This window comes from Rhodococcus sp. ZPP (genome assembly GCF_017656075.1).
In the GTDB taxonomy this organism is placed as follows: Bacteria; Actinomycetota; Actinomycetes; order Mycobacteriales; family Mycobacteriaceae; genus Rhodococcus_F; species Rhodococcus_F oxybenzonivorans.
Window position 1 is genome coordinate 5,688,916 of the sequence record NZ_CP058638.1, and the last position, 22,335, is coordinate 5,711,250.

24 protein-coding genes are annotated in these 22,335 nt (G+C 66.2%); 17 read left to right on the forward strand and 7 right to left on the reverse strand.

Going from position 1 to position 22,335, the window contains the following annotated elements; translation table 11 throughout:
• Positions 1-94: 94 nt before the first annotated feature.
• From folP to HYG77_RS26270, 6 genes are all read left to right on the forward strand, one after another.
• Positions 95-994 carry a dihydropteroate synthase gene (folP, locus tag HYG77_RS26245; RefSeq protein WP_109335250.1) on the forward strand — a complete coding sequence of 300 codons (900 nt, stop codon included), beginning with the start codon at positions 95-97 and terminating at the stop codon, positions 992-994.
• The gene (locus HYG77_RS26250; RefSeq protein WP_109331878.1) at positions 991-1,947 is read left to right on the forward strand and encodes a glucosyl-3-phosphoglycerate synthase; all 957 of its coding nucleotides are present in this window, start codon (positions 991-993) and stop codon (positions 1,945-1,947) included. Before folP ends, HYG77_RS26250 begins: the two co-directional genes overlap by 4 nt.
• A 50-nt stretch (positions 1,948-1,997) precedes the next feature.
• On the forward strand, positions 1,998-2,309 hold the full coding sequence (locus HYG77_RS26255) for a DivIVA domain-containing protein (protein WP_109331868.1): 312 nt from the start codon (positions 1,998-2,000) through the stop codon (positions 2,307-2,309).
• Positions 2,306-2,881: a DNA-3-methyladenine glycosylase I gene (locus tag HYG77_RS26260; protein ID WP_208961111.1), complete on the forward strand. Its 576-nt coding sequence runs from the start codon at positions 2,306-2,308 to the stop codon at positions 2,879-2,881. Before HYG77_RS26255 ends, HYG77_RS26260 begins: the two co-directional genes overlap by 4 nt.
• A 152-nt stretch (positions 2,882-3,033) precedes the next feature.
• On the forward strand, positions 3,034-3,201 hold the full coding sequence (locus HYG77_RS26265) for a DUF3117 domain-containing protein (RefSeq protein ID WP_003936084.1): 168 nt from the start codon (positions 3,034-3,036) through the stop codon (positions 3,199-3,201).
• A gap of 92 nt (positions 3,202-3,293) precedes the next feature.
• On the forward strand, positions 3,294-4,130 hold the full coding sequence (locus HYG77_RS26270) for a putative RNA methyltransferase (RefSeq protein ID WP_208963526.1): 837 nt from the start codon (positions 3,294-3,296) through the stop codon (positions 4,128-4,130).
• A gap of 23 nt (positions 4,131-4,153) precedes the next feature.
• On the opposite strand, the gene glgA is transcribed toward HYG77_RS26270, so the two are convergent.
• A complete protein-coding gene (gene glgA / locus HYG77_RS26275; protein ID WP_208961112.1) occupies positions 4,154-5,323 on the reverse strand; it encodes a glycogen synthase in 1,170 nt (389 codons plus the stop codon).
• 122 nt (positions 5,324-5,445) lie between these two features.
• Here glgA and glgC point away from each other — a divergent pair, with 122 nt between their 5' ends.
• On the forward strand, positions 5,446-6,660 hold the full coding sequence (gene glgC / locus HYG77_RS26280; protein WP_109331864.1) for a glucose-1-phosphate adenylyltransferase: 1,215 nt from the start codon (positions 5,446-5,448) through the stop codon (positions 6,658-6,660).
• Between the two features lies 1 nt (position 6,661).
• On the opposite strand, the gene HYG77_RS26285 is transcribed toward glgC, so the two are convergent.
• Entirely contained in the window at positions 6,662-7,300 is a 639-nt protein-coding gene (locus HYG77_RS26285; protein ID WP_109331859.1) for an O-methyltransferase, read from the reverse strand.
• Positions 7,301-7,614: 314 nt separating this feature from the next.
• Between HYG77_RS26285 and sigE the strand changes: the two genes are divergently transcribed.
• The 4 genes from sigE to tatB all read left to right on the forward strand — a co-directional run bounded on the left by sigE (position 7,615) and on the right by tatB (position 10,752).
• Complete coding sequence (gene sigE / locus HYG77_RS26290; RefSeq protein WP_244461390.1) at positions 7,615-8,265, forward strand: RNA polymerase sigma factor SigE; 651 nt, start codon at positions 7,615-7,617, stop codon at positions 8,263-8,265.
• Positions 8,266-8,281: 16 nt separating this feature from the next.
• Positions 8,282-8,626 (forward strand): RNA polymerase subunit sigma-70, encoded by a 345-nt coding sequence (locus HYG77_RS26295; protein ID WP_109331858.1) that lies wholly within the window; start codon positions 8,282-8,284, stop codon positions 8,624-8,626.
• Between the two features lie 112 nt (positions 8,627-8,738).
• Positions 8,739-10,259 (forward strand): trypsin-like peptidase domain-containing protein, encoded by a 1,521-nt coding sequence (locus HYG77_RS26300; RefSeq protein ID WP_208961113.1) that lies wholly within the window; start codon positions 8,739-8,741, stop codon positions 10,257-10,259.
• Between the two features lie 67 nt (positions 10,260-10,326).
• Positions 10,327-10,752, forward strand: coding sequence for a Sec-independent protein translocase protein TatB (gene tatB / locus HYG77_RS26305; RefSeq protein WP_208961114.1), 426 nt, complete (start codon positions 10,327-10,329; stop codon positions 10,750-10,752).
• Positions 10,753-10,819: 67 nt separating this feature from the next.
• Here tatB and HYG77_RS26310 read toward each other — a convergent pair whose 3' ends face one another.
• The 5 genes from HYG77_RS26310 to HYG77_RS26330 form a co-directional block, all read right to left on the reverse strand.
• Positions 10,820-11,956, reverse strand: coding sequence for an Mrp/NBP35 family ATP-binding protein (locus HYG77_RS26310; RefSeq protein ID WP_208961115.1), 1,137 nt, complete (start codon positions 11,954-11,956; stop codon positions 10,820-10,822).
• Positions 11,957-11,979: 23 nt separating this feature from the next.
• The gene (locus tag HYG77_RS26315) at positions 11,980-12,861 is read right to left on the reverse strand and encodes a lytic murein transglycosylase (RefSeq protein ID WP_208961116.1); all 882 of its coding nucleotides are present in this window, start codon (positions 12,859-12,861) and stop codon (positions 11,980-11,982) included.
• Positions 12,862-13,106: 245 nt separating this feature from the next.
• Positions 13,107-14,264 carry a lytic murein transglycosylase gene (locus HYG77_RS26320; protein WP_208961117.1) on the reverse strand — a complete coding sequence of 386 codons (1,158 nt, stop codon included), beginning with the start codon at positions 14,262-14,264 and terminating at the stop codon, positions 13,107-13,109.
• 115 nt (positions 14,265-14,379) lie between these two features.
• A complete protein-coding gene (locus HYG77_RS26325) occupies positions 14,380-14,901 on the reverse strand; it encodes a DUF1003 domain-containing protein (RefSeq protein WP_109331843.1) in 522 nt (173 codons plus the stop codon).
• Positions 14,898-16,169 carry a CBS domain-containing protein gene (locus HYG77_RS26330; protein ID WP_109331842.1) on the reverse strand — a complete coding sequence of 424 codons (1,272 nt, stop codon included), beginning with the start codon at positions 16,167-16,169 and terminating at the stop codon, positions 14,898-14,900. The genes HYG77_RS26325 and HYG77_RS26330 overlap by 4 nt, the downstream gene beginning before the upstream one ends.
• Before the next feature lie 72 nt (positions 16,170-16,241).
• Here HYG77_RS26330 and HYG77_RS26335 point away from each other — a divergent pair, with 72 nt between their 5' ends.
• The 6 genes from HYG77_RS26335 to ugpC all read left to right on the forward strand — a co-directional run bounded on the left by HYG77_RS26335 (position 16,242) and on the right by ugpC (position 22,332).
• Positions 16,242-17,204, forward strand: coding sequence for a CoA ester lyase (locus tag HYG77_RS26335; protein ID WP_208961118.1), 963 nt, complete (start codon positions 16,242-16,244; stop codon positions 17,202-17,204).
• 67 nt (positions 17,205-17,271) lie between these two features.
• Positions 17,272-17,763, forward strand: a complete 492-nt coding sequence (locus HYG77_RS26340) for a general stress protein (RefSeq protein WP_109331840.1) — start codon at positions 17,272-17,274, stop codon at positions 17,761-17,763.
• A gap of 232 nt (positions 17,764-17,995) precedes the next feature.
• Positions 17,996-19,381 carry an ABC transporter substrate-binding protein gene (locus HYG77_RS26345; protein ID WP_244373214.1) on the forward strand — a complete coding sequence of 462 codons (1,386 nt, stop codon included), beginning with the start codon at positions 17,996-17,998 and terminating at the stop codon, positions 19,379-19,381.
• Complete coding sequence (locus HYG77_RS26350; protein WP_109331838.1) at positions 19,378-20,325, forward strand: sugar ABC transporter permease; 948 nt, start codon at positions 19,378-19,380, stop codon at positions 20,323-20,325. Before HYG77_RS26345 ends, HYG77_RS26350 begins: the two co-directional genes overlap by 4 nt.
• 2 nt (positions 20,326-20,327) lie before the next feature.
• Positions 20,328-21,158 (forward strand): carbohydrate ABC transporter permease, encoded by an 831-nt coding sequence (locus HYG77_RS26355; protein WP_109331837.1) that lies wholly within the window; start codon positions 20,328-20,330, stop codon positions 21,156-21,158.
• Between the two features lie 4 nt (positions 21,159-21,162).
• Positions 21,163-22,332, forward strand: coding sequence for a sn-glycerol-3-phosphate ABC transporter ATP-binding protein UgpC (gene ugpC, locus HYG77_RS26360; RefSeq protein WP_109331836.1), 1,170 nt, complete (start codon positions 21,163-21,165; stop codon positions 22,330-22,332).
• The last annotated feature ends 3 nt before the right edge of the window (positions 22,333-22,335 follow it).

The window sequence follows — 22,335 nt, forward strand, 5'->3', positions numbered from 1 at the left end:
ATGCGCCTCCGGCGCCCGTGAGTACTTGTTGACACCCCACTGTTGAGAAGTGCTCACGGGTGGTGCGATTCCGCTGCGTGCCAATATGGGTGACATGGCCGACGAAGACACACCGCCCGCCCCGGACTGCCCGTCGTCCACGCTCTGCGGGCGACCGGTCGCCACCGACCGCGCGCTGGTGATGGCCATCGTCAACCGGACCCCCGATTCGTTCTACGACCGCGGGTCCACGTTCACCGACTCGGCGGCGATGGCGGCGGTCGAGCGTGCCGTGGACGAGGGCGCGGACCTCGTCGATATCGGGGGTGTGAAGGCAGGGCCGGGTGACGTCGTCGATGCCGCCGAGGAGACGCGGCGGGTGGTGCCGTTCGTCGCCGCCATCCGCGAACGCTTCCCGGAGCTGCTCGTCAGTGTCGACACCTGGCGCAGCGAGGTGGCGCGACTGGCCCGCGCCGAGGGGGCCGACCTCATCAACGACACCTGGGCGGGCGCGGATCCGGCGCTCGTGGAGGTGGCCGCGGAGACCGGAGCCGGCATCGTCTGCTCGCACACGGGGGGAGCGGTACCGAGGACCCGGCCGTTCCGGGTTCGCTATGCGGACATCGTGGCCGACGTCCTGCGGGAGGTGGTCACTGCCGCCGAGAGAGCCGCTCGGCTGGGCGTGCCCACCGACTCCATCCTCATCGATCCGACCCACGATTTCGGGAAGAACACTTATCACGGGCTCGAGTTGTTGCGGCGAGTGGAAGATCTTGTAAATACGGGGTGGCCAGTGCTCATGGCCCTCAGTAACAAGGACTTTGTCGGGGAGACTCTAGGGGTAGATCTCGCCGAGCGGTTGGAGGGAACATTGGCAGCGACAGCGATGGCCGCAGCGGGAGGCGCACGCGTCTTCCGCGTTCACGAAGTTGCACCCACTCGACGAGTGGTGGATATGGTGGCCGCGATTCAGGGCAGACGCGCACCCGCCCGCACGGTGCGGGGGCTGGCATGAGCGCGGTCGGGGCGGGCGTGCCCCGCTCGATGCTGGCGGTCGACACCCCTCGCACCTGGGCGGAGGCGAACAGCTGGGATCAGCCGTCGTGGAGTATCGCGGAACTCGAACGTGCCAAGGCGGGCAGGACCGTGTCGGTGGTCCTGCCTGCGCTCAACGAGGAAGAGACCGTCGCGGCCGTGGTCGACACGATCCACCCCTTGCTGGGCGGGCTGGTCGACGAGCTGATCGTGCTCGACTCCGGGTCGACGGATTTGACGGTCGAACGCGCCCGGTCGGCCGGTGCCACCGTGATCAGCCGCGAAGAGGCTGTGCCCGCGTACCCGCCGGTGGCGGGCAAGGGTGAGGTGTTGTGGCGGTCCGTCGCCGCGAGCACCGGCGACCTCATCGCCTTCGTCGATTCCGATCTGATCAACCCGGACCCCGCCTTCGTACCGAAACTACTGGGACCGCTGCTGACCGTCGACGGCATCCATCTCGTGAAGGGCTACTACCGTCGTCCGTTGCGGCTCAGCGGGACGGAGGATGCCAACGGAGGGGGGCGTGTCACCGAACTGGTGGCGCGTCCGTTGCTGGCGGCTCTGCGGCCGGAATTGACGAGTGTGCTGCAACCGCTCGGTGGTGAATACGCGGGCACCCGCGAACTGCTGTCGGCGGTGCCTTTCGCGCCGGGGTACGGCGTCGAGATCGGGCTGCTGCTCGACACGTACGACCGCCTCGGCCTCGGTGCCATCGGCCAGGTCAATCTGGGGGTGCGTAAGCACCGCAACCGCCCGCTGTCCGAACTCGGTGTGATGAGCAGGCAGATCATCGGCACGATGATGCGAAGGTGTGGAGTGGAGGATTCGGGGGCCGGTCTCACCCAGTTCCTCGTCGACGGCGATTCGTTCGTCCCGACCACGACGGAAGTGGCTCTGACGGATCGTCCTCCGATGAACACCGTGTGCCCCTGACGGAAGCCCGGCCTGTGGCTGCTGTCGGAGGTCCGTGACAGGATCGAAGCATGGTGACAGCCCTGCTCTATCTGCTCGTCATGGCCTTCGTCGGTGCGATGTTGTTCCTCGCCGCCAGTGCGGTGTTCGGCCGTTCCGAGGAACTGGAGCCGCTGCCTCCGGGCACCACCCTGACCGTCTTGCCGGCCCGGGGCGTAACCGGGGCGGACGTGGAGGCCTTGCGTTTTCAGCAGACGTTGCGGGGATACAAAGCGAGCGAGGTGGACTGGGCGCTGGCGCGGCTGGCTCGCGAAATCGATTCGCTGCGTGAACAATTGGCGGAGGCTGAGTCGGCGCGCGACCGTCCGGCGGAGTCGTCGTGACCGAGCCCGACGATCGAGTGCGGTGTGCGTGGGCGGTCGACACGAATGGCTCCCGGCTGTACCGGGACTACCACGACGAGGAATGGGGCCGGCCGTTGCACGGGCGGAACGAGTTGTACGAGCGGCTGTGCCTCGAAGCGTTCCAGTCGGGACTGTCATGGATCACGATCCTGCGTAAACGTGATGCATTCCGTGCTGCGTTCTCCGGGTTCGACCCGGAGGTGGTCGCGAGGTTCACGGAACGGGATGTCGAACGCCTTCTGGCGGACGCGTCGATCGTGCGCAACCGTGCCAAGATCGAAGCTTCGGTGAGCAATGCGCGGGCGATTCTGGAGCTGCAGGACACCGGCCTCGACACCCTGCTCTGGTCGTTCGCCCCGCCGCCGCGCCCGAGCCGGCCGGCCACCGTGAACGACGTTCCGGCCGTCACCGCCGAGTCCACCGCAATGGCCAAGGAACTCAAGCGCCGCGGATTCAAGTTTGTGGGCCCTACCACGGCGTATGCGCTGATGCAGGCTACCGGGATGGTCGACGACCATGTCGCCGGGTGCTGGGTCCCATCGGCCGCCTGAGCCGCCGGTGAACGCGCCTATTTGGAACTCAGGTTCCCGGTACTCGTGTCCATAGGGAAGAATGGTTGTCACGAGCCTCGCCGAGTGATTCGGCGAGGCACCACAAGTTGTCGAGGCGCACGCAGGCAGCGCAGATCTGGAGGGAGCAGAGGATGGCGGCCATGAAGCCCCGGACCGGGGACGGTCCCCTCGAAGCAACCAAAGAGGGACGAGGAATCGTCATGCGGGTTCCGCTCGAGGGTGGTGGACGTCTGGTCGTCGAGCTCACCCCGGAGGAAGCTGCTGCACTCGGTGAAGAGCTCAAGGGCGTCACCAGTTAGCCGGGTGCAGAGAGAACCTCATGGGTCAGGCCCCGTCGCCGTTGCCGGTGCGGGGCCTGTTCCCTGTCCGGAAGGAAACGGGGCGCGCGCTCGTGTTGTCTGATGTGGTGGACCTGCTTGCCTGTCCGCAATGCGGGGCCGGCCTCGAACTCGACGAAAATACGCTTCTGTGCGATGCGGGCCACAGCTTCGACGTGGCCCGCCAGGGTTACGTCAGCCTGATGACCGGCGCCGGCGGCAAGTTCGACGGTGACAGTCCCGATATGATTGCCGCGCGGGCCGATTTTCTGGCGGGCGGGAGCTTCGACCCGTTGATGGACGCCGTCGCGGACGCCGTCCGAGCTACTGACGATCCCGAGCCGGCGATTCTCGAGATCGGCGCAGGCACAGGTCACTACCTTGCCCGTGTCCTCGACGCGGTTCCGACGGCCCGAGGCATCGGGCTAGACGTCTCCAAATACGCGGCCCGCCGTATCGCCAAGGCGCATCCGCGTGCGGGGGCGGTCGTCGCCGACGTCTGGCACCACCTGCCGGTGCGCGACGGAGTCCTGAGCCACGTGTTGTGCGTGTTCGCGCCGCGAAATGCAGAGGAGGCGCATCGAGTGCTCGGCGAGGGCGGCGCTCTGGTGGTCCTCACCCCGACCGAACGACACCTGGCCGAACTCGTCGACCTCCTCGGCATGGTGCGTGTCGACGACCGTAAGGTCGAGCGGCTCGGTGCGGCCATGTCCGGGCGCTTCGACCGCACCGACCTCAGGGACGTCGAGTACCCGATGTCGCTGACGCACGACGACCTCACGCGTCTGGTCGGCATGGGACCCTCGGCTCGCCACCTCACACCCGAGCGGCTCGCGACCTCGATCGCCGACCTGCCCCGCGCGTATCCGGTGACGGCGTCCGTGACGGTCTCCACATACCGGCGCCGCTGAAAAGGCCGTCCCAGGCAGTCGGTTCAACGCCGGGAGAGGGCGTCCTGGTACACGTCGAGGGTCTGCTGTGCGATGGCGGCCCAGGAGAATTCGGCGATGGCACGGGCTCGCCCCGCCTTACCCATCGCGGCGGCCGCGGCGGTATCGGAAGCGACCTCGTTGACCGTCTCTGCCAGCGCATGTTCGAAACTGTCCGGTTCGTACGAGTTGTAGTGCACGAGACGACCGGTGACGCCGTCTTCCACAACCTCGGGGATGCCACCGACATCGGATGCCACTACCGCCGTCTCGCAGGCCATCGCCTCGAGATTGACGATGCCGAGCGGCTCGTACACGGAGGGGCATACGAATACTGTTGCCGCTGCGAGGATTTCTCGCACCTGCTCGGTCGGTAGCATTTCGCGTACCCAGAACACATTGCCCCGGTGAGCGGCGAGGGCCGCAACGGCCTGCTCGGTTTCCGCGGCGATCTCCGGTGTGTCCGGAGCGCCTGCGCAGAGCACCAACTGGATGTCCGGCGCGAAATGGTGTGCGGCCGCGATGAGGTGCCCGACACCTTTCTGCCTCGTGATGCGACCGACGAAGGCGACCATCGGCGTGTCGGGGTCGACGCCGATCGTGGTGAGCGCGGACCGTCTCGGACCGGAAGGACCGGCATGCCACACCGAAGTGTCGATCCCGTTGCGTACCACGTGGACCCGGGCGGGATCGACCGACGCATACGCGTCGAGCACGTCGAGTCGCATCCCGGCGCTGACGGCGATCACGGCGTCTGCGTGCTCGACGGCGTTGCGCTCGGACCAGGAGGAGACACGGTAGCCACCACCCAGTTGCTCCGCCTTCCACGGCCTGCGGGGTTCGAGTGAGTGGGCGGTGAGGATGTGCGGGACGTCGTACAGTGCGGCCGCCAGATGTCCTGCCAGCCCGGTGTACCAGGTGTGCGAGTGCACGACGTCGGCGCCGGTTGCGGCGTCCGCCATGCGCAATTCGGCAGACAACGTCGCCAGTGCGGCGTTGGCCCCCGTCAGTGCCGGGTCGGGATTGTGCACGAAGGCACCGACGCGCGGAGCACCCATACAATGCACGTCCACCTCGCACAGCTGCTTCAACTGAGCAACCAGCTCGGTGACGTGTACACCGGCACCGCCATAGATCTCCGGTGGATACTCCTTGGTCATCATCGCCACCCGCACGCGCCTAACGTAACCGGCCGGGCCTGTTCGGGCCAACCGATGTCGGACACATTCGGATATCGGACGAATGGTGACTCGGCGCTTCGCTGGCGGGGGGAGAGGCCGCCCGATAGGTTGACAGGGTGAGGAGCCAGCCACATGTGCTTGGAATCGTGCTCGCCGGCGGCGAGGGCAAACGTCTCTATCCGCTCACAGCGGACAGGGCGAAGCCGGCCGTACCGTTCGGCGGTGCCTACCGGCTGATCGATTTCGTGCTCAGCAATTTGGTCAATGCGGGATATCTCCGCCTGTGTGTACTGACGCAGTACAAGTCGCACTCGTTGGACCGCCACATCTCTCAAACGTGGCGGTTGTCGGGGTTTGCCGGGGAGTACATCACTCCGGTGCCCGCGCAGCAACGTCTGGGTCCACGCTGGTACACGGGCAGCGCGGATGCGATTCTGCAGTCACTGAACCTCGTCTACGACGAGGATCCCGAGTACATCGTCGTGTTCGGCGCCGACCACGTGTACCGCATGGACCCCGAACAGATGGTGCAGCACCACATCGATTCCGGTGCCGGCGTGACGGTCGCCGGAATTCGGGTGCCGCGCAGCGAGGCCTTCGCGTTCGGGTGCATCGACAGCGACGAATCCGGCCGCATCGTGCAGTTCCTCGAAAAGCCCGCGCATCCGCCCGGCACACCGGACGACCCCAACATGACGTTCGCCTCGATGGGGAACTACGTCTTCACCACCAAGGTGCTCGTCGACGCCATTCGCGCCGACTCCGAGAACTCCGACTCCGACCACGACATGGGCGGCGACATCATCCCCGCGCTCGTGGAGGCCGGTGAGGCGTCGGTCTACGACTTCAAGGACAACGTCGTTCCCGGCGCCACCGACCGCGACCGTGGTTACTGGCGGGACGTCGGAACACTCGACGCCTTCTACGACGCACACATGGACCTGGTGTCGGTCCACCCCATCTTCAACCTTTACAACCGTCGATGGCCGATTCGCGGTGCGACGGAGAACCTGGCGCCCGCAAAATTCGTGAAGGGTGGGCTGGCTCAGGAGTCGGTGGTGGGCGCCGGGTGCATCCTCTCCGCAGCGACGGTCCGCAACTCCGTTCTCAGTTCGAACGTGATGATCGACGACGGCGCCACCGTCGAGGGCAGTGTGCTCATGCCCGGCGTGCGCATCGGCAAGGGCGCTGTGGTGCGCCGCGCCATCCTCGACAAGAACGTGGTGGTCGGAGACGGCGAGATCATCGGCGTCGACCTCGAACGGGACAAGCAGCGCTTCGCGGTGAGCAACGGCGGGGTCGTCGCCATCGGCAAGGGCGTGTGGATCTAACTCACAGCTTGGACGCGCACAGCAGGCCGTCGCCGATCGGCAGGAACACCCGGATCAGCTGATCGTCCTCGGCGAGAACCTTGGCGGCCTCACGCACAGCGACGGTGGCGGCATCACGCTGGCTCGGATCGACCACACGTCCCCCGTGGAGCGCGTTGTGCAGGACGATGGCGCCGCCGGGACGCAGGAGCCGGACGCCCTCACGCACGTAATGCGGGTGGTCGACGGGTGCACTGTCGACGAAGACGAGGTCGTACGCGCCGTCGGCGAGGCGGGGGAGCACATCGAGGGCGCGTCCGTTGATGAGCCGCGTGCGTGCGGGCGCGATGTCGTTGGTCCGGAAGGACAGCTTGGCGGCGCGCTGGTGCTCCGGTTCACTGTCGATGGTGGTGAGAACGCCGTCTTCACGCATGCCGCGGAGCAGCCACAGGCTGCTCACACCTGCGCCCGTGCCGACCTCGACTACTGTCTTGGCGTCGAGCATGCGGGCGAACAGAGCGAGAGCAGCACCGACCGCGGGCGGTACCGGTGCGGCACCGAGGTCGTCCGCCCGCTCCCTGGCCGCACCGAGGGCGTCGTCCTCACGGACGGCCCCTTCCGCGTGGGTGAGTATCCGTTCGGCGTTAGTCTGCACGCACATGAGGCTATCGGGGTCTCGTCATCGCCGCTGCGAGGCGCGCTCGATGCCGCCCGATCGGCGTGTGCGGGTTCCCCGGTGAACAGCGAAATTCTCAGGAATACCTCAGCTTGCTCACACCACACACATATCGCGGTGGGAGAGAGTATGACCATCGCCAGATCCGAAGACCGCACGGCGGGCAGATTGCAACGAGGTGAAGTACAGGCGGGGGCCGGGAACAATTCCGGACCGTCGGGAGTTGTCCCCTAATACCACGTGACGTGATCCGCGGTCCTGACCAGGAGGATCCACTTAACTCGATGAGTAACCACGCAATGGCGCGAGACGGTGACAGAACCGAGCAGCCGGGTGTCGAGCCCGTGCTGGTCGGTGGTGACGCCGTCTCTGAACCCGAGCTGACGGGCACCGCTGTGTTCGACGCCACCGGCGAGAAGTCGGCCATGCCGTCCTGGGACGAACTCGTCCGGGAACACGGCGACCGTGTCTACCGTCTGGCCTACCGGTTGTCGGGCGACGCGCAAGACGCCGAAGACCTCACCCAGGACACGTTCATTCGCGTGTTCCGCTCCTTGTCCGACTATCAGCCCGGCACCTTCGAAGGCTGGTTGCACCGCATCACCACCAATCTCTTCCTCGACATGGTCCGCCGCCGCAACCGCATCCGCATGGAAGCGTTGCCTGAGGACTACGACCGGGTCCCGGCCGACGGGCCCAACCCCGAGGAGATCTACCACGACGCCCGGCTCGACGCCGATCTGCAGGCAGCGCTCGACTCGCTGGCACCGGAGTTTCGCGCCGCCGTCGTGCTCTGTGACATCGAAGGTCTGTCATACGAGGAGATCGGTGCCACACTGGGTGTGAAACTCGGAACCGTGCGCAGTCGCATCCACCGCGGCCGCCAGGCTCTGCGTGATCATCTGGCTGTGAACGGAAAGGTTGACTCCGATCAGATCGGTGTCGGGTAGTTATCAGGAGGGACGAATGACGCAGGGGCGTGTACCTCGCCAATTTGGCTCGACGGAGCATTTGGCGAGTGAGGCGATCGCCGCCTTCGTCGACGGTGAACTCCGTATGTCCGCCTACCTGCGGGCGGCCCACCACCTGTCGATCTGCGCCGAGTGCGCGTTCGAGGTGGACGCACAGCAGCAGGCGCGGCGGGCTCTTCGTCGCAGTGCCGACGTGGCGATGCCGTCGGGGCTTCTCGGTCTGCTGAGCCAGATCCCCAGCTGCAATTCGGGCGAACCCGCCGACAAGGCCCCGTTTGCCGGACCCACTGCGGACTCGACGGTGAGTAGTCGGCTGTGGTCGCGGCGCTGGCGCCGTTGACCCTCTCGGTACCGGGGACGGCGGTGTCCGTGCGCCCGCAGTCATCGGTGATACTGGAGTCATCGGTGATACTGGGGCCCGGAACTGACTCTTACGAGGGGGACACGACAGCGTGACGGCGGACTACAAGACCCCGGGTACCGACGCCGCGGAATCCGATGCTCGCGCGTCGGAGGACGGGGCCCTGCGGCCCGCCGACGCTCCGAGACTCGACCCCCGACCGGTCTACCGGCCGCAGATCGACGCAGCGTCCAGTCGTGCGTTCGGCCGCCCCGGTGGGGTCACCGGCTCCTTCGCTCCGTCCGGCGCTCAGCGTGAGAGCGAACCGGCCGTCAAGGTGCGCGCCCCCGACCCCGTCCTCGCGGAGGCTTTCGGCCGACCGCCCGGTGAGACGGAGACCATCCAGCGCGATCCCTACAACACACCGGAAGTAGTGCCCGACGAGGCGCCCCCTGCCGACCCCTGGCGGAACCCCGAAGCGGGAGTCGAACTGGGATCGCCCGCCCTGCACGCCCGGGAACGTACGGAGCCCCCTGCCCCCGCCCTCACGGCCCGCGAAGTCCTCTTCGGCGGCAAGGTCGCACCCCGCGCACTCGCGACATTGGGCGCACTCGCACTGGCGATCGGCCTGATCGGCGGGCTCCTCGCTGCGGTCATCACCGCCGACCGCAGCTCTCTCACCAGCCAGCGGGTCACGCTCGCGCAGAACGGCGGAGACGAAGACCTCGGACAGTCGCAGGTGGCGCAGGTCGCCGATGCCGTGCTTCCCGCCGTCGTGTCGATCCAGGTGGCGGTCGGTGACCAGGGAAGCACCGGTTCGGGAGTCGTCATCGACGGTGCCGGCTACATCGTCACCAACAACCACGTCATCTCCGTCGCGGCCACCGCGCCGGACGGCGGCAAGATCCAGGTGATCTTCGCGGACGGCACCAAAACCGAGGCACAGATCGTCGGGCGCGACATCAAGATGGATCTCGCCGTGCTCAAGGTGGCGGCCGACAACCTCACCGTTGCGGAGCTGGGCAGGTCCGAGGACGTGCAGGTAGGCGAGGACGTCGTGGCCGTCGGTTCGCCGCTCGGCCTCAGCAAGACCGTCACACGCGGAATCGTCAGCGCCCTGCACAGGCCGATGCGGCTGTCGGGCGAGGGCTCCGACACCAATGCCGTCATCGACGCGGTTCAAACGGACGCCGCGATCAACCACGGCAACTCGGGCGGCGCGCTCGTCGACGACACCGGACGCGTCATCGGCATCAACACCGCCATGCTCAGTGAGTCCGGCGGGTCGGTGGGCCTCGGCTTCGCAATCCCGATCGACGACGTCACGACGGTGGCGCAAACCCTTATTCGCGACGGGGAGATGCACCACCCCGAGATCGGGGTCAATGCGCGCACCGTGGTCAACGACAACACCAGCGGTGCAGAGGTGGCCAACGTCCAGTCGGACAGCCCTGCGGCGCAGGCCGGCATCGTGGAAAAGGACGTGATCGTGAAGGTGGGGGATCGGACGGTGACCAGCGCAGACGAACTCGTCGTCGCGGTCAACCTCCAGAAGATCGGCCAGCCGGTGAGGGTCCAGCTGATCCGTGAGGGGCGGCTCGTCGACGTCGACGTGACCCCGGCCTCGGATTGACTCCCGATTCGCTGTGAGTTCCCCTTCCGCCTGGGCGTCGGCCCGCACCGCACAGTAGGCTGACCACGTGTTCGGCAACATTGGTTGGGGCGAGTTCATGGTCCTCCTCGTCGCAGCTCTGGTCATTCTGGGACCCGAGCGGCTTCCGGGAGCGGTCAGTTGGGTCACGCGATCCTTGCGGCAGGTCCGCGAGTACGCGAGCGGCGCGAGCCAGCAACTGAAGGATGAACTCGGACCGGAGTTCGATGATCTCCGCAAGCCGCTGGCCGACCTCAATCAGCTGCGCGGTATGACCCCCCGCGCCGTGATCACCAAACACCTGCTCGACGGCGACGATTCGATTCTCACCGGCAACTTCGACAAGCCGAATGCGGTGTCGTTCGACAAGCCGGGAACGAAGGCGGTCAGCGCCGATCCGTCGACGCCCACCCCGCCGCCGAACAAGCCGCTCGCGGCAGGCGAGCGTCCCCCCATCGACACCGACGCAACCTAGGCCCTCCGGGCTCATGCGCCTTTCTGGTTGTTCCTGCTACCAGAAGGGCGCACAGGCGCGAAGCGCCTCAGAGGTGGCGGGTGGTGTCGATCCCCAACGACATTCCAGCGAGCCCACGCTTGCGCACCGCCAGCTTGTCGGCCACCTCGCGGAGGGCGATTGCCGCCGGCGAATCGGGATGACCGAGCACGATGGGCACACCGCCGTCGCCGCCCTCACGCACCGCCTGCTCGAGGGGGATTTGCCCCAGCAACGGCACCGAGGCGCCCACGGCTCTCGTGAGCCGGTCAGCAACGGCCTGACCGCCACCCGAACCGAACACGTCCATCCGAGTGCCGTCGGGCAGGTCCATCCACGACATGTTCTCCACCACACCGACGATGCGCTGACGGGTCTGCAAGGCGATGGCCCCCGCCCGCTCGGCCACCTCGGCCGCCGCCTGTTGCGGTGTCGTGACCACGAGGATCTCTGCCCCCGGAATGAGCTGGGCCACGGAAATGGCGACGTCACCGGTTCCGGGCGGAAGGTCGAGGAGCAGGACGTCGAGGTCGCCCCAGAAGACGTCGGCGAGGAACTGCTGCAGCGCGCGGTGCAGCATCGGGCCACGCCACACCACCGGAGTGTTGCCCTGAGTGAACTGGGCGATCGAAATCATCTTCACGTCGTGCGCGACGGGCGGCATGATCATGCGCTCCACCTGGGTGGGCTTGGCGTCGGTGCCGAGCATGCGGGGAACGGAGTGACCGTAGATATCGGCGTCGAGGACACCGACGGACAGACCTCGGGCGGCCAGCGATGCGGCCAGGTTGACGGTCACACTCGATTTGCCGACGCCACCCTTACCGGAGGCGACCGCATACACGCGGGTGAGTGAGCCCGGCTGCGCGAAGGGAATGACCGGCTCGGCAGAGTCGCCGCGCAACGACTTACGCAGTTCGGTGCGCTGCTCGTCGCTCATCACGTCGAGTTCGACGCGGATCGCGCCCACACCCGGCACATCGGCCACGGCTTTCGTGACGCGGTCGCTGATCTCGGTCCGCATCGGGCAGCCGGCAGTGGTGAGGTAGATGGCGATGTCGACACTGTCGTCGTCGGCGATGTCGACGCTCTTGACCATCCCGAGTTCGGTGATCGGTTTCCGGATCTCGGGATCTTGGACGCGCGCCAAGGCGCTACGAACAGCGGACTCGCTCAGGACTGACATAACTCAATGGTAGGGATGTGTCCTCAGTGGATGCGCGGCAGGTCGGACGCAGCCGGGACGATGCCGCTGGCGTAGCCCGCGGACCAGGCCAAGACATTGGCGACGTAGGCAGCCGAGTTGTTGTAACGGTGGACCGCCTTGGCCGCCTGGATCGGGTCGCGGACATCCAAACCGCCGTCACACAGATACTTTCCGGTGGTGAGCGCGGAGTCGAAGAGGTTCTGCGGGTCGGCGGCGCCGTCTCCGTTGCCGTCGCCTGCGTAGCGGTTCCACGTCTCCGGAAGGAACTGTGTGGGCCCGACCGCGCGGTCGTAGTTGCTGTCGCCGTCCAGCCGTCCACCGTCGGTGTCGCGAATCACGGCATTGCCGGCGAGGTGACCGTCGAGGACCGGACCGAGAACGGCGTCGAGCATGTTGCCCTTGTCGTCGGCCTTGCCGTCGTAGGCGTGAGTCGACTCCACGCGGCCGATGCCGGCGATGAGCGTCCAGTACATGCCGCACCCGGGCTGCTCGACAGCGAGGATGCGCTCGGCGTTCTGGTAGGCCGACACGTTGATGGCAGGTATGCCGAGGGCGCCCTGGGCGATGCTGGCCGGAAGCGGCGGCGTGGCCTGAACCGGGGCCAGGGCAGGTGCGGGGGGCTGCTCCACTGCGGGCGTGGCCTCCACGGCGGCGGTGTCGGCGACAGGGGTGACAGCCTCGGCGTTCGGTGCGGCGGTCGCTTCCTGGGCAACGTCCGCGACGTCCGCGACGTCCGCGGCGGCTTCAGAGCTGAAGAACGGGACCTTGGGGGTGGCTCCGGCCGTGTTGGCTGCGGTGACCAGACCGATGGGAATCAGTCCGGTGAGCGCGATGACCGAATTGCGGCGGATATGGGAATCCGTCTTCTTGTTGTGCCGACCCACTCGATTGCCTCCTGCGACCCCGTTCGGGATGTGCCTGTGAACTGGACGGCACGAGGCTACCCGATTCGAGACATTTCCGTTACGCAACCGTGATCAATACGGGTGAGAGACGCGGGTCTGTTACCTGAGGAACCCGTCCAGGAAGGGTAACGAACACGGAAAGGTCACGCCCGCAGGCGGCTCAGCGCGGAAGGCAGCGCGACTCGACGCCAGAACCCGGAAGGCATACGAAAACGAGGAAACTTCTAGCGAACTCCCACGGCCGGGGCGATTGGCGGCGGGGGAGCGGCCGGTTCCGCAGGCGCCGGCGCGGGTGCCGGAGCGGCCGGGTCGGCAGGTGGGCAGAAGAACACACACGGGAGTGCGGGTAGCGCAGGCAAGCCGGGGATCAGCGGTGCAGGCGCCGGAGTGGTCGGAGTCGGTGTCGCGTCGGGCGGGAGCTCCGGTGGAGCCGCGAGCTCACGGGCGAGGTCGGATCCGTTCGCCGCAGCGTCGCTGAGGCCACCGGGCGGCGGAGTGCTCGAGTCGGACAGCTGACTCGGGGTGGGCGTACCACCGTTCCGGTAGGCGTTCGACCACGTAATGACGTTGGCGGCGTAGGTTCCCGAATTGTTGTAGCGGAGAACCGCGCGGGTCTCCTGGAGTGGATCACGGAGGTCGAGTCCCCCCGAGCAGAGGTATCGGGCGGCGGCGAGGGTTGCGTCGAATACGTTGTTGGGATCTGCAGCGCCGTCCGCGTTGCCGTCCGACGCGTATTTCGCCCAAGTGGACGGAATGAACTGCATCGGCCCCACCGCCCGATCGTGTCCGGCGTCGCCGTCGGTGGCGCCGCGGTCGGTATCGCGGATCACCTCGTTGCCGGCCAGCCGGCCGTCCAGCACCGGTCCCAGAATCGGGGTGACGGTGGTGCCGGACGAGTCTGTCCGGCCTCCACCGGCATGCCCCGATTCGATGCGCCCGATACCCGCCAGCAAATGCCAGGGCACCCCGCACTTGGGTGCCTCCACCATCAAGGTGAGTTCCGCCGAGCGGTACGCGTTGAGCACGATCTCCGGGATGCCGAGCGAACTGAGAATCACCGGTGCGGCGATCAACCCTGTTCCGGTGGGAGACGCGGGCGATGTGGGATTTATCACCACGGGCGGGGGAGACGGAGGCGCCGCGCGCTGCGATCTCGCGACCCGCGGCGCAGGCGCCACGAAGCCTGCGGGCGGTAGGTAGGCGTCCTGCGGTTCACTCACCGGAGACAGACGCGTGGCCGACGCCAGCGCGGCCGTCTCGACCGCCGGGTTCTGACGGGTGTCGACGGCCGAGACAGGGCCGGAACTACCCGTCGAGGATCCGAGCGTTGCGGCGGCGCCCACCGTCAGGGCAGCAACCGTCACCAGTCCACGTATCCGCACTCCACCACCCCCTGCGGTGCTCTTGCTTGTCGCACACCGCGTACATCCGAGAAGTTGTGATCGACGTTACATATCCGTGACTGCGTGTGCCGAGGAATGCGCGAATGACCGGCGATCATTTGCGCCGGGGCCGGGCCTCTTCCTCGTCGCCGAGCAGGGTCTTGATCTCCTCGAGTTCCCGGCGGAGGTAGTCACGGGTTGCCACCTCGCCGATCGCGATGCGCAGGGCGGCGAGTTCGCGCGCCAGGAACTCGGTATCCGCCTTGGTCTGTTCCGCCCGCGACCGGTCCTCCTCGAGCGAGACGCGGTCCCGGTTCTCCTGTCGGTTCTGGGCCAGCAGGATCAGCGGGGCCGCATAGGCGGCCTGGGTGGAGAACGCGAGGTTGAGGAGGATGAAGGGGTACGGATCCCACTTCAGCTCGACGGCGAAGATGTTGAGGACGATCCAGATGATCACGACCACGGTCTGGATCACCAGGTACCGGCCGGTCCCTAGGAAACGAGCGAAGTTCTCACTGGCACGGCCGACCGCTTCCACGTCGTAGGTGAAGCGGAACCGCCGGGCGCCGCGAGGGGTGTCGAGCCTTTGCCGATCCGACAGTCCACGGGCCGACACGCTGGGGACCTTCTCGCTCATCCGTCGATCTCCTCTTCACGCCAGTCCTCCGGAAGGAGATGGTCCAGGACGTCGTCGACGGTGACCGCGCCGATCAGGTGATTCTCGTCGTCCACCACGGGACCGCACACGAGGTTGTAGCTGGCGAAGTACCGCGTGACGGCCGCCAGGGAGTCGTCGGCCGCGAGACGTGGGAGACCGGTGTCGAGCAGACCCCCCACGAGGCTCGCGGGTGGTTCCCGCAGCAGCTTCTGCAGGTGCACGCATCCCAGATAGCGGCCGGTCGGCGTGGCCGTCGGCGGCCTGACGACGAAGATCATGCTCGCGAGCGCGGGCGTCACATCCTCGTTGCGAGCGCGGGCCAATGCTTCCGCCACCGTTGTGGACGCCGTCAGCACCACCGGTTCGGGAGTCATCAGACCACCGGCCGTGTCCGGCGAGTGCTCGAGCAGCCTTCGGACGGGTTCCGAGTCCTGCGGGTCCATCAGTTGGAGCAGTGATTCTGCTTCCGTCTCGGGCAGCTCGCCGAGAAGGTCGGCGGCGTCGTCGGGATCCATGGCCTCGAGGATGTCGGCGGCCCGCTCCACCTCGAGGTGCATCAGAAGGTCGGTCTGATCATCGGACGGCAACTCCTGCACGACGTCGGCCAGGCGCTCGTCGTCGAGAGCGAGTGCGAGCTCGTGCCGTCGTTTGTCCGGGAGCTCACGCATGGCGTTGGCCACGTCGGCGGGACGCATGCCCTCGTATTGCATCAGGAGTGCGGACACTCCCTGGCCCGGCATCGACAGATCGGAATGCGTGAGCCCCTGCACGTGCTGCCACTCGACGATGTGAATGGCGGTACGCCGGCCGAGGCGGCCGCGATGGCCGCGCACCGCGACCTTCGACACCACCCAGTCACGGCTACGGGTCAGTTCGATGCCGAGATCGACCACCACCGTGTCGACCCCGTGCAGTTCCGCGAGTTCCGGGTCGTCAACCCGCACGCGAGAATCGAGGACCTGCGCGAGCGCGAGAACCTCGCCCGGACGCTGCGTGAACCGGCGCAGACTGACGTTCCCCGTGGTCAGTGTCACCGAACTCGGCTCGATCGCCGTGACCCGCAGCATGGGCACGAAGATGCGCTTGCGCGTGAATAATTCGATGACCAGCCCCAGCACCCGCGGTTGCTGGCGCCCGATGCGAACGGTGATGACCACGTCCCGCACCCGGCCGATCGACTCACCGTCGGGCCCGAGTACCACCAGGCCGGCCAGCCTGGCTGCAAAAACCTTGTTCGCAGCTGCCATGATTGCCAGGCTAGATCCTCGTACGGGGATCCAGGCAATCGAACACCTGTGGAAAGTGGAGGATCGTCCGTCATGAGTTCCGTCTTCAGGCCACGCCGATCGGTTCTGGCTGTTCCGGGCAGCAGTCGCAAGATGATCGACAAGGCCAAGGGGCTTCCCGCGGACGAGGTCTTCCTCGACCTCGAGGACGCCGTGGCGCCGTTGGCGAAGCAGGAAGCCCGCGTCACCGTCGCGGACGCCCTTGCCGAGAACGGGTGGGGAGAACAGATCAAGGTGGTGCGGGTCAACGACTGGACCACCGAGTGGACCCATACCGACGTCGCCGAGGTCGTCGGGCGTGCGGGCGCGTACCTCGATGCCATCTTGCTGCCGAAAGTGCCGGACGCCAGCCACGTTCAGGCCCTCGACCTACTGCTGACCCAGATCGAGAAGGCCAACGGGTTGGAGGTCGGGCGGATCGGGATCGAACCGCAGATCGAGAACGCCATCGGACTCACCAACATCAACGCCATCGCAACGGCCAGTCCCCGGGTGCAGACGCTGGTGTTCGGGCCGGCGGATTTCATGGCGAGTATCAACATGCGCACGCTGGTGGTCGGGGAACAGCCGGACGGCTACGACCGCGGTGACGCCTACCATCACATACTGATGACGATCCTCATGGCCGCACGCGCACACGGCATCCAGGCCATCGACGGGCCGTATCTTCAGATCCGCGACGTGGAGGCATTCCGGCGTTCTGCGCAGCGCACCGCCGCTCTGGGTTTCGACGGGAAATGGGTGCTGCATCCCACGCAGATCGATGCGGCCAACGAAGTGTTCAGCCCCCGACAGGGCGATTTCGACCGCGCCGAACTGATCCTCGACGCCTACGAGTTCCACACGTCGGCGGCCGGCGGAGGACGTGGCGCAGTGATGCTCGGTGACGAGATGATCGACGAGGCCAGTCGGAAGATGGCCCTCGTGATCTCGGCCAAGGGCCGTGCCGCGGGAATGACGCGGACCTCCGAGTTCACGCCGCCCGACGAGCGTTAGCGGAAACAGGCAGAATGGTTCTCACAGGATCGATCCTGAGAGAATTACACGAGGAGACCAGCTGACGATGACGAATCCACTCGGACAGTCCAACGGGGCGCGGCGAGGGGCTCTGCCGGAACCTCCCACGGGCTGGCCCATCGGTTCGTACCCGACGTACGCGGAGGCGCAGCGTGCCGTCGACTACCTGTCGGATCAGGAGTTCTCGGTCGAGGACGTCACCATCGTCGGAGTGAACCTCATGCAGGTCGAGCGAGTACTCGGCCGGTTGACGTGGGCCAAAGTCATTGGCGGCGGCATCGTTTCAGGTGCCTGGCTCGGTGTCTTCTTCGGCCTTCTGCTGGGTATCGTCACGGGCGGATTCCTCGCACCGCTCGTGGTGGGCATCGTCGGCGGCATCATCTTCGGGCTGATCTCCACCACCATCCCGTATGCGGCCACTCGCGGTACCCGTGACTTCGCGTCCACAATGCAATTGGTCGCCGGGCGGTACGACGTGCTGTGTGAGCCGAAGACCGCGGAGGCGGCGCGCGACATGCTGGCCAAGCTGGCGCTCTGAACCGAGACGTGGGCGGGCTCGTATTACGGATTGCGCGCTTTTCGTCTCGTTCGCGGTGATTTCCGCCAGTTTCAGGTCGATCTCGGATAGGTTTACGGCGCAATGCGAGGGGTCTTCCCCTCGGTGAAACCGTGACCTGGCGGGACTGCACGATCCGGCAGGAACCACTGTGCGGGCCTGCGTGCCAGCCGTACCGCGACTGGGTTCGTGAGGACCGCTCGAGGAGGCGGCTGTGCGGCGTACATCGACAGAATCCGGTCGTCCGGGCAGGCCCGGACTCGCAGTCAGATGGGGCCTCATCGGCGCGGCCACCGTCCTGACGGTTCCGCTGCTGGCGGCGTGCGGTTCACCGGACAGCGGCACCGTGCTCAGCTTCTACACGGCGGCCGACGGTGCGGAACAGTATGCCGAGGCCGCAGCCAACTGCACGGCCGCGGCCGGTGGCCGATACACGATCGAGCAACGCACCCTTCCGAAGGGGGCAGACGATCAGCGACTGCAGTTGGCCCGGCGCCTCACCGGAAACGACACCTCGCTCGACATCATGACGCTCGACGTCGTGTGGACGGCCGAGTTCGCCGAGGCGGGGTGGGCATTGCCGTTGCCCGACGATGTGGCGGCCGAGGTCACCGAGGGCACTCTCGAAGGCCCCCTCGAGTCGGCCCGGTGGCAGGATCAGCTGTACGCCGCGCCGCTGAACACCAACACGCAGTTGCTCTGGTACCGCAAGGACCTCATGCCTGGTGGGCAACCGCCGCAGACGTGGGATCAGATGATCGATATCTCCGAGAGGCTGGCGAGTGAGGGCCGGCCCAGCTGGATCGGGGTGCAGGGCAAGCAGTACGAGGGTTTGATGGTGTGGTTCAACACCCTGCTGGCCAGCGCGGGCGGATCCGTCGTCGGCGAGGACGGAACCACCGTGACCGTCGCGGACGGTGACGGTACGCTGAAAGCCCTCGAGGTGATGAAGCGAGTAGCCACCGCACAGGGCGCCGACCCGTCCATTTCTCAGGGCGACGAGGCGTCGTCCCGTCTCGGCATGGAAAGCGGACGCGCGGCCTTCGAGGTCAACTGGCCTTTCGTTCTTCCCGGCATGATCGAGAATGCGGAGAAGGGTGACCTGCCGTTCATCGACGACAAGGGCAACACCACCTCCGTCGATACCGGTAACACGGTGCTCACGGTCGACGGGCAGCAGAACTTCCTCGCCGCTCCGTACCCCGCGGTGATTCCCGGCCGGCCGGCCGAGGTCACGATCGGTGGATTCAACATCGCGGTCGCGAAGACCAGCCGGCACCCCGACCTCGCGTTCGAAGCGGTGTCCTGCCTACGTAACGAGGAGAACCAGCGCAACAATGCCGTCAACGGTGGTGTGCCGCCCACGTTGGCGAGGCTGTACGACGATCCGGCATTCCAGGAGGCGTATCCCGCCTGGCAGCAGGTGCGTGACGGCCTGAACACGGCGGCGGTGCGTCCGGTTTCGCCCGCGTACCAGAGCATCTCGACCCTGATCACCGCCACGTTGAACCCGGTCGGTGACATCGATCCGCCGCGTACCGTCGACGAACTCGCCGAGCAGGTGCGTAAGGCGGTCAACTCGGAAGGACTGATTCCGTGACGACCGAAGCCGTGCCGGTGGACCGGACCGACGAGCCGGCAGCGCCGACGAAGAGACAGGTGTCCGAGGGGAAGAAGGCCGAGCGCCGGCTGGGACTGTGGCTGGTGGCACCGGCTGCGATTCTCATGATCGCCGTGACGGCCTATCCGGTGGTCTACGCGGTGTGGTTGAGCCTGCAGCGCTACGACCTCCGATTCCCCGACGACCGCAAGTTCGTCGGCCTCGCCAATTACGTGTCGGTGTTGTCGGACGGGTACTGGTGGCAGGCGTTCGTGGTCACGGTGGGCATCACGGCCGTGTCTGTGGTGATCGAATTCGTGCTGGGTCTGATCCTCGCACTGGTCATGCACCGCACGATCGTGGGCAAGGGGCTCGTGCGGACCGTGGTGCTCATTCCCTACGGCATCGTCACCGTGGCCGCCGCCTACAGCTGGTACTACGCGTGGACGCCGGGAACCGGCTACCTCGCAAATCTGCTACCCGACGGCAGTGCTCCCCTCACGCAGCAGATTCCGTCGCTCGCGATCATCGTCCTCGCCGAGGTCTGGAAGACCACGCCGTTCATGGCCCTGCTGCTGCTGGCCGGTCTCGCCCTAGTACCTGACGATCTGCTCAAGGCGGCACAGGTCGACGGCGCCGGGGCTTGGACCCGGCTGGTGCGCATCATTCTCCCGCTCATGAAACCGGCCATCCTCGTGGCGTTGTTGTTCCGCACCCTCGACGCGTTCCGGATCTTCGACAATATCTACGTGCTCACCAAGGGCGCCAACGACACCGGCTCCCTGTCGATCCTCGGCTACGACAACCTGTTCAAGGCCTTCAATCTCGGAATCGGTTCGGCCATCAGCGTTCTGATCTTTCTCTGCGTGGCCGTCCTCGCATTCGTCTTCATCAAGCTCTTCGGTGCCTCGGCTCCCGGGTCCGACACGGAAGGAAAGCGATAACCATGGTCGAAACAAAGCAACGCAGGCTGAGCTGGTCGGCGGTCAACTTGCTGGTCCTGCTGTATGCGCTCGTTCCTGTGCTCTGGATAGCCAGCTTGTCGTTCAAGCCCGCGGGCACCATCAAGGACGGCAAGCTCATCCCGGAGAAGTGGACGCTCGACAACTACCGCGGAATCTTCTCGACCGACGCGTTCACCAGCGCGCTGATCAACTCCATCGGCATCGGTCTGATCGCCACGGTGATCGCGGTGGTAATCGGGACGATGGCTGCCTACGCGATTGCCCGACTCGACTTTCCGGGCAAGAAGCTCCTGGTGGGGGTGGCGCTGTTGATCGCGATGTTCCCGCAGATCTCCCTCGTGAGCCCGCTGTTCGACATCGAGCGCCGACTCGGATTGTTCGACACCTGGGCCGGTTTGATCCTGCCGTACATCACGTTCGCGCTTCCCTTGGCGATCTACACGTTGTCGGCCTTCTTCAAGGAGATCCCCTGGGAGCTGGAGAAAGCGGCCAAGATGGACGGCGCCACACCGGCGCAGGCGTTCCGGAAAGTGGTCGCACCGCTTGCGGCGCCCGGTATCGTCACCGCGGCAATCCTCGTGTTCATCTTCTGCTGGAACGACCTGTTGTTCGCGATTTCGCTGACCTCCACGGAGCGCTCGATCACCGCACCGGCGGCGATCGCCAACTTCACCGGCGCTTCGCAGTTCGAAGAGCCGACGGGGTCGATCGCCGCCGCTGCGATGGTGATCACCATTCCGATCATCGTCTTCGTGCTCTTCTTCCAACGACGCATCGTGGCCGGTCTGACGTCCGGCGCAGTGAAGGGATAAACCTGTGGCCGAGATTGTGCTGGACAAGGTAACCAAGCTCTACCCGGACGGTGCGCGGGCGGTGAGCGACGTCGACATCACGATCGCCGACGGCGAATTCATCATTCTGGTCGGTCCGTCGGGTTGCGGTAAATCGACGACCCTCAACATGATCGCGGGCCTCGAGGACATTTCGTCCGGTGAGCTGCGCATAGCCGGCGAGAGGGTGAACGAGAAGGCGCCGAAGGACCGGGACATCGCCATGGTGTTCCAGTCGTACGCGTTGTATCCGCACATGACGGTGCGCCAGAACATTGCGTTCCCGTTGACGCTGGCGAAGATGTCGAAGTCGGAGATCGCGGCCAAGGTGGACGATGCCGCGAAGATCCTCGATCTCACCCAGCACCTCGACCGCAAGCCGTCCAATCTGTCGGGCGGACAGCGACAGCGGGTCGCGATGGGGCGGGCAATCGTCCGCAGTCCCAAAGCGTTCTTGATGGACGAGCCGCTGTCCAACCTCGACGCCAAGCTCCGCGTGCAGATGCGCACCGAAATTTCCCGCCTCCAGCAACGTCTGGGAACGACCACGGTGTATGTGACCCACGATCAGACCGAGGCGATGACTCTCGGCGACCGGGTGGTGGTGCTGCGCGGGGGACTCGTCCAGCAGATCGGGGCACCGCAGGAGTTGTACGACCATCCCAACAATCTGTTCGTTGCCGGGTTCATCGGATCGCCGTCGATGAACTTCTTCCCCGGACAGCTGACAGCGGACGGGATTTCGACTCCCCTCGGGAACTTCGCGCTGCCTCCGCGCTCGCGTGAGAAGGTCACCTCCTCCGGGGCGTCGAAGGACGTCGTGGTCGGTATCCGCCCGGAGCACTTCGAGGACGCCGGGTTGATCGACGCGGATCAGAAAGCCGCTGGTGCCACGTTCACCGCTCAGGTCGAGGTGCTCGAGTCGATGGGCTCGGACAAGTATGTCTACTTCTCCGCAGAAGGACCACAGGTGAGTTCGCGGGAACTCGAGGAGCTCGCTGCCGACTCGGGCACCGAGGTCGCGGGTGGGGGACATCTGGTGGCTCGGTTGTCGACCGAGTCGTCTGCGGCGCAGGGCAGCCCGGTGGAGTTGTGGTTCGATCCCGCGAAAGTCGCGGTGTTCGATCAGGATTCCGGGGCCAATATCACTCGCTGACCG

Coding starts and splice junctions, on each gene's coding strand:
- folP (WP_109335250.1), top strand. CDS start 95: ATGGCCGACGAAGACACACCGCCCGCCCCGGACTGCCCGTCGTCCACG.
- HYG77_RS26250 (WP_109331878.1), top strand. CDS start 991: ATGAGCGCGGTCGGGGCGGGCGTGCCCCGCTCGATGCTGGCGGTCGAC.
- HYG77_RS26255 (WP_109331868.1), top strand. CDS start 1,998: ATGGTGACAGCCCTGCTCTATCTGCTCGTCATGGCCTTCGTCGGTGCG.
- HYG77_RS26265 (WP_003936084.1), top strand. CDS start 3,034: ATGGCGGCCATGAAGCCCCGGACCGGGGACGGTCCCCTCGAAGCAACC.
- HYG77_RS26285 (WP_109331859.1), bottom strand. CDS start 7,300: ATGTGCGTGCAGACTAACGCCGAACGGATACTCACCCACGCGGAAGGG.
- sigE (WP_244461390.1), top strand. CDS start 7,615: ATGGCGCGAGACGGTGACAGAACCGAGCAGCCGGGTGTCGAGCCCGTG.
- HYG77_RS26295 (WP_109331858.1), top strand. CDS start 8,282: ATGACGCAGGGGCGTGTACCTCGCCAATTTGGCTCGACGGAGCATTTG.
- HYG77_RS26310 (WP_208961115.1), bottom strand. CDS start 11,956: ATGTCAGTCCTGAGCGAGTCCGCTGTTCGTAGCGCCTTGGCGCGCGTC.
- HYG77_RS26325 (WP_109331843.1), bottom strand. CDS start 14,901: ATGAGCGAGAAGGTCCCCAGCGTGTCGGCCCGTGGACTGTCGGATCGG.
- HYG77_RS26330 (WP_109331842.1), bottom strand. CDS start 16,169: ATGGCAGCTGCGAACAAGGTTTTTGCAGCCAGGCTGGCCGGCCTGGTG.
- HYG77_RS26335 (WP_208961118.1), top strand. CDS start 16,242: ATGAGTTCCGTCTTCAGGCCACGCCGATCGGTTCTGGCTGTTCCGGGC.
- HYG77_RS26340 (WP_109331840.1), top strand. CDS start 17,272: ATGACGAATCCACTCGGACAGTCCAACGGGGCGCGGCGAGGGGCTCTG.
- HYG77_RS26355 (WP_109331837.1), top strand. CDS start 20,328: ATGGTCGAAACAAAGCAACGCAGGCTGAGCTGGTCGGCGGTCAACTTG.